Raw genomic sequence first — 5,320 nt, 5'->3', positions numbered from 1 at the left:
GCCAATGATAGTGTGAGGTCTCCTCATGTGAAAGTAGGTCATCGCCAGGGTTTTATTAAAAGAGAAAAGCGGCCTTGTGCCGCTTTTTTTGTTTCTGTCATTCATGAAATTTACTACAGCAATACAGCATACACCATATACGGCGTAGCTCGTATTAAAGAAACCCCATGCAATCAAGCAACTCTTATAGCTCATAATGGCAACGAAGCAGATGAGAGAACATTGCCAATCAATCTTCAAGCATAAAAAACCTGGCTGCAAGCAACCAGGCAAGATTGGCTCAATAACTAATCAGTAATAATCGATAGTGGTAGTTGTCACATCAATAGGACCTTGCCTATAAGGGAAGACCATCACAGGTTCTACAACAGGAGTAACCGCTACTTGCCGATAGGCAACAACTTGGGTACAACAACATCCAGACATAAATACCACAACCCCCAGCAGAACAATCCATTTCATCGTTAGCCCCTTTTTCTATTATTAATCAAAGTGTAGATTAATTAATCATTTGGTGCCAATAAGGGTAGAAATTTTTTTATCATTGCAACCCGTTCTCCCTGCTTCCGGATTATTTTGAATCCGTATATACTCATCACCTTGATATCGACAGCAATTCAACAGGATGTGAGGATGTTAGATAGAGCTAGTGTAGTTGATGAACAATTTATTAAACGGGTACGGCAAGCAGATTTCCCCATACCCAATAGCTCAATTAGTTTAGAAACAGCGGAGCTGGATAAAAAGACTGCCATCGAGCTGTTTGACTCCCAAATTAAATCACGCTTACTCGATTTAATCGCCAGACAACTAAAAGAAAAAGGCTTATCTTTTTATACCATCGGCAGCAGCGGACACGAAGGAAATGCGGTTTTTGGCCAGGTTTTTAAAGCAGGGGATATGGCCTTTCTACATTACCGCAGTGGTGGCTTCTATATACAACGCGCGAAACAAGTAAAAGGCATCGATGGTGTTAAAGACGTTTTACTATCCCTAGTCGCAGCCTCCAATGATCCAATTTCCGGCGGACGCCACAAAGTATTTGGCTCAGTTCCCTTAAATGTCCCCCCACAAACTTCAACTATAGCCTCACATTTACCCAAAGCTTTAGGTGCTGCATTATCAATTAAACGCGCTAAAGACCTAGGAATAGAAAGTAAGCTTGCGCAAGACTCCATCGTTCTTTGCTCCTTTGGTGATGCCTCAGCAAATCATGCAACTGCGCAAACCACCTTAAATGCTTGCTCATGGCTTGCCCAACAAAACTACCCTTTACCCCTCGTTTTTATTTGCGAAGATAATGGTATCGGCATATCCGTACCCACACCATCGAATTGGATTGAACAATCAATTAATTCCCGGCCTGGCTTAAATTACATCGCTTGCGATGGCTTAAATCTCGCCGATATTTATGCCAAAGCCCAAGAGGCCGAATACCTGGCCCGCTATAAAAAACAACCCGTATTCCTACACATGCGCTGCGTACGCTTGCTCGGGCATGCTGGATCAGATATTGAGTCCCAATACTTATCGCAAGCACAAATAGAATTCACGGAATCTCATGATCCTTTACTACACACCGCCGGCATGCTCTATCGCGAAGGATGGATGACCCTGGAAGGAATCACCAGTCTCTATGAAAGCAATAAGCATTTAATCGAAGCTAAAGCTGCCGAAGCAATTAGCCAGCCCAAAATGGATAGTGCCGAAGCAATCATGGCTTCCATCGTTCCGCAAATTATGGCAAAACCCAAACATACATTACCCAACGAAGTAACCCGGGCAGCAGTATTTGCCAACGCATACCCGCAATTGAAACAAAAGCGTAACCTATGCCAGCACATTAATTTCGCCCTCACCGATTTGATGATGCAGTATCCCAATATGGTTGTTTTTGGTGAAGACGTCGGTAAAAAGGGCGGGGTATACCGTGTTACCGCCGATTTACAATTCCGCTTCGGCAGACGTCGCGTCTTCGACACCATCCTGGATGAAACCACTATTTTAGGTACTGCCATTGGCATGGCCCACAACGGCTTTATCCCCGTGCCGGAAATCCAGTTTTTAGCATACCTGCATAATGCAGAAGATCAGTTACGAGGTGAGGCCTCAACACTATCCTTCTTCTCGAGTGGCCAATATCAAAATCCTATGGTGATTCGTATTGCCTCACTCGCCTACCAAAAAGGATTTGGTGGTCATTTCCATAATGACAACTCCATTGCCGTCTTACGCGATCTACCTGGCGTGATTGTTGCATGTCCATCTAACGGCCCCGATGCCGCGAAAATGCTACGTACCTGCATGCGCTTAGCCCATGAAGAAGGTCGTGTTGTCGTGTTTTTAGAACCCATCGCGCTGTATATGACAAAAGATTTACATCAAACCGGTGATAATGGTTGGTTGTTTGACTATCCTCAACCCAATGAACTGATTGCTCCTGGAGAAGTGGGTACCCAAGGTGAAGGCTCTACGGTGATTTTAACGTACGCCAACGGTTATTATTTATCATGTCAAGCAGCAAAAGTCTTAAAAGACGAACACAACATCAATGTAAAAATTGTTGATATACGCTGGCTTAGTCCTCTACCTGCTGATGCTATTGTCAAAGAAGTGGCTCAGGCTAAACAGGTACTTATTGTTGATGAAGGCCGACAAAGTGGCTCGATTAGTGAAGGCTTAATTACTTTACTAGTAGAAAAAGCATCATCAAGTTTGCAAATCAAACGAATTACCGGTAAAGATTGTTTTATTCCATTAGGGACTGCTTGGCAATATTTGTTACCAAGCAAAGAAAGTATTATTGAAGCGGTAATCGCGTTACAGTCAGAGAAAAGGGAGATAGAAATTGGACGACTTGTTGTTTCTTGATGAACAATTGCGAGATGACGAACGAATGATACGCGACAGCGTGGCTCGTTTTGTTACTCATGATGTAATGCCTTTAATGGCTGAATCCTATGAAGAGGCACATTTTCCACGTGAGCTGATTCGTAAGTCGGCAGAATTAGGTTTATTAGGGCTAACTTTGCCAGCAGAATACGGCGGGGCTGAAGCATCTTATGTTTCTTATGGCTTGGTATGTCAGGAATTAGAAAAGGGTGATAGTGGCTTACGTAGTTTTGTTTCCGTACAAAGCTCCTTATGCATGTACCCCATTTTCCGCTACGGCAGTGAAGACCAACGAGTACGTTATTTACCTGGAATGGCTACTGGTGAAATTATCGGCTGCTTCGGTTTAACCGAACCCGATGCCGGTTCTGATCCATCCAGCATGCGTACCCACGCCAAAAAAGAACATGGCGGCTGGCGTTTAAATGGTGCCAAAATGTGGATCACCAATGCACCGATCGCCGACATTGCTATCGTATGGGCAAAAACTGAGAGCGGAATCCGTGGCTTTATCGTGGATACGAAAGCTGAGGGAGTGAGTTGCCCAGAAATCAAATTGAAGATGTCCTTACGTGCATCCATCACAGGCGAGTTAGTTTTTGATAATGTATTTGTTCCCGATAAAAACTTACTTCCAGGCACAGAGAAAGGATTAGGCGCTGCGTTAAGCTGCTTAAGCCAGGCGCGCTATGGTATCGCTTGGGGTGCAATGGGGGCTGCAATGGCATGCTTTGACATTACTCGCGACTACCTATTAGAGCGCAAGCAATTTAATAAGCCGCTGGCATCGTTCCAAATCATTCAAAAAGACTTAGCAGATATGTATACTGAAATTATCAAAGCACAATGTCTGAATTTACAGATAGGTCGTTTGAAAGAAGAGCAACGCGAAACCCCAGTAATGATTTCATTAGCCAAAGGTAATTCTTGCCGCGAAGCATTGAAAATTGCCAGAAAATGCAGGAATCTATTAGGAGCTAATGGAATTAGTCTTGAGTACCATGTTATACGGCATATGCTGAATTTAGAATCAGTCTTTACCTATGAGGGTACGGATAACGTCCATACCTTAGTGCTAGGGAAGCATATTACGGGAATTAATGCTTTTGGTTAAATGTAACTATGCAGCATTACGACTCAATGATCCCTTCTCCTTGTTTGGGAGAGGGGAGGCATAAGTGAATAGTTTTATTTAATTGTCTAAGCAATTCCTCCATGTTTAATTGCAACTTACAGGGAGTATCACTATGTCAAAAATAATTTTAAAAAAAGCCTTAATTCTAAGTTTATTTTCATTAAGTACGTCATCAGTACAAGCAGATCAAAACAAAGATCTTCTGGTGAATCGATGCCATGATTTGGCAAAGATGGTGAAATCATTGGTGGGAAGCCAACACAATCCCACCTGTGTTGATAAGCTAGCCTTAGCTGCCAACCAAATAAATGTCGCCGCAGTGTTGATTGCAGAGGATTCTGCAGACCAGGCAAAACAAATAATCATCAATGCCGCAAAAGATTTACAATTTGCCCAGTTAACCGGATGCAGTCATTACATTGAAATTTCGCATTCGAAAGTAGAGGCCATCAAGCTAAGACATTTGCTTTAATCGTACAAAAATCCTGTTTGAGGTGTTTAAAGATAAATTTAAACCTTGTCTCTACACCTCAACTACTTGTTATTTTCCCCAGACTTAGTTATCATTTGGTCCAATCGGGGCGTAGCGCAGCCTGGTAGCGTACTAGCATGGGGTGCTAGTGGTCGAAGGTTCAAATCCTTCCGTCCCGACCAGTCTTTATAAGGTTTCTTAAAGTTCAATCATAATTAAAATAATTTTTTGGTACCAATGTTGGTACCAGATTGAAAAGTAATATGTCCCATCCCAAATTCATTTGAGCCGCTTAGGTATTCAAGCCTTACTGTTTTGAAATACCTATTTTCTTGAAATATTTTACTTAGCTTATGCTAACGAGTAATAAAATAGGTTAAGTTACAAGCCTAATCATATATAATTTATAATTCGAACGAGGATATGCTCTTTCAATATATAGACGGAAGAAGGATATGAATTACGAAGGACTACAGCGCAGTTATTGGGAGGCGCAAAGCACTAGAGTTCAAACGCTACGTGACAAAATAAACCAAACTGTTAACTCCATTACGCCAGGTAATATTTTACCTGAAGACGATGATCTAGCTTTAGGAAAAGGGCGTCGTTTAAAAATGGCTGTCTTATTTCTCGATATCTCAAAATTTTCAACAAGGAACATGGAAAGCGAGGCAGAGCAAAATATGATGCTCCGAGCGCTTAATCTTTATGGCTCTTTCCCATTTAAGGGGGCAGCTATAATCACCCACAGAGCACCTTAACACGCACTCTGTAATTTTCAAAATTCCTAAAACCATAAGCTCTACATTGAATCAATTTCA

Annotated in this window: 6 protein-coding genes and 1 tRNA gene; 6 read left to right on the top strand and 1 reads right to left on the bottom strand. The window is 42.2% G+C overall.

The genetic code is table 11. From position 1 onward, the window contains the following. The coding region (locus ACD661_RS16845) for a hypothetical protein (protein WP_400189001.1) at window positions 1-246 on the top strand (246 nt) is incomplete at its 5' end. 45 nt (window positions 247-291) lie between these two features. Here ACD661_RS16845 and ACD661_RS16840 read toward each other — a convergent pair. Next, window positions 292-462 carry a hypothetical protein gene (locus ACD661_RS16840; RefSeq protein WP_400189000.1) on the bottom strand — a complete coding sequence of 57 codons (171 nt, stop codon included), beginning with the start codon at window positions 460-462 and terminating at the stop codon, window positions 292-294. Window positions 463-633: 171 nt separating this feature from the next. Here ACD661_RS16840 and ACD661_RS16835 point away from each other — a divergent pair, with 171 nt between their 5' ends. The 5 genes from ACD661_RS16835 to ACD661_RS16815 all read left to right on the top strand — a co-directional run bounded on the left by ACD661_RS16835 (window position 634) and on the right by ACD661_RS16815 (window position 5,260). Then, on the top strand, window positions 634-2,871 hold the full coding sequence (locus ACD661_RS16835; RefSeq protein WP_400188999.1) for a dehydrogenase E1 component subunit alpha/beta: 2,238 nt from the start codon (window positions 634-636) through the stop codon (window positions 2,869-2,871). Further along, entirely contained in the window at window positions 2,849-4,006 is a 1,158-nt protein-coding gene (locus ACD661_RS16830; RefSeq protein WP_400188998.1) for an acyl-CoA dehydrogenase family protein, read from the top strand. Before ACD661_RS16835 ends, ACD661_RS16830 begins: the two co-directional genes overlap by 23 nt. A gap of 133 nt (window positions 4,007-4,139) precedes the next feature. Beyond that, the gene (locus ACD661_RS16825) at window positions 4,140-4,499 is read left to right on the top strand and encodes a hypothetical protein (protein WP_400188997.1); all 360 of its coding nucleotides are present in this window, start codon (window positions 4,140-4,142) and stop codon (window positions 4,497-4,499) included. 105 nt (window positions 4,500-4,604) lie between these two features. Then, window positions 4,605-4,681 (top strand) — tRNA-Pro (locus tag ACD661_RS16820). Between the two features lie 273 nt (window positions 4,682-4,954). Continuing rightward, complete coding sequence (locus ACD661_RS16815; RefSeq protein WP_400188996.1) at window positions 4,955-5,260, top strand: hypothetical protein; 306 nt, start codon at window positions 4,955-4,957, stop codon at window positions 5,258-5,260. Window positions 5,261-5,320: the final 60 nt, after the last annotated feature.

It is taken from the genome of Legionella lytica (assembly GCF_044626755.1).
Lineage (GTDB): Bacteria > Pseudomonadota > Gammaproteobacteria > Legionellales > Legionellaceae > Legionella > Legionella lytica_A.
The sequence above is the reverse complement of the archived record's forward strand: the minus strand, read 5'-3'. Positions and strand labels throughout refer to the sequence as shown.

Coding starts and splice junctions, on each gene's coding strand:
- ACD661_RS16840 (WP_400189000.1), bottom strand. CDS start 462: ATGAAATGGATTGTTCTGCTGGGGGTTGTGGTATTTATGTCTGGATGT.
- ACD661_RS16835 (WP_400188999.1), top strand. CDS start 634: ATGTTAGATAGAGCTAGTGTAGTTGATGAACAATTTATTAAACGGGTA.
- ACD661_RS16825 (WP_400188997.1), top strand. CDS start 4,140: ATGTCAAAAATAATTTTAAAAAAAGCCTTAATTCTAAGTTTATTTTCA.
- ACD661_RS16815 (WP_400188996.1), top strand. CDS start 4,955: ATGAATTACGAAGGACTACAGCGCAGTTATTGGGAGGCGCAAAGCACT.